Source organism: Roseomonas acroporae, from assembly GCF_023223525.1.
GTDB classification, from domain to species: domain Bacteria; phylum Pseudomonadota; class Alphaproteobacteria; order Acetobacterales; family Acetobacteraceae; genus Roseomonas_E; species Roseomonas_E acroporae.
Map to the genome: position 1 here is coordinate 1 of NZ_JALPRX010000296.1, position 439 is coordinate 439.

Annotated in this window: 1 protein-coding gene; it reads left to right on the forward strand. The window is 71.1% G+C overall.

What is annotated here, in order from left to right; genetic code table 11:
- Positions 1-14: 14 nt before the first annotated feature.
- Positions 15-439: hypothetical protein (locus M0638_RS28605; RefSeq protein ID WP_456316064.1), on the forward strand; the 425-nt coding region annotated here is incomplete at its 3' end.

Genomic DNA, 439 nt, shown 5'->3' on the forward strand with positions numbered 1-439 from the left:
GGCAGCGCGTGACGGTGGCCGACTGGTACGGCGCGGGCGACAAGGGGGTGGAGATCCGTACCGGTACCGCCATCCGGTGTCACGCCGGTCTGCCCGTCGTGCCGATCCGCTGGGTGCTGTTGCGTGATCCCGCACAGCGCTTCGAGCCGCAGGCCCTGCTCTGCACCGACCTCGGCCAGCGGCCGCAGCAGATCATCGGCTGGTTCGTCCGGCGCTGGACCATCGAGGCCACCTTCCGCGAGGTGCGCGATCACCTCGGCGTCGAGACCCAGCGCCAGTGGTCCGACCAGGCCATCGCCCGCACCACGCCCTGCCTGCTCGGCTTGTCCTCGATCGTCGCCCCGCTCGCCACCCTGCTCGGACAGCAGGCACAACGCTGCGGGCCAGCCGCCGCTTGGTACCGCAAAGAGCGACCCACCTTCTCCGATACCCTCGCCGC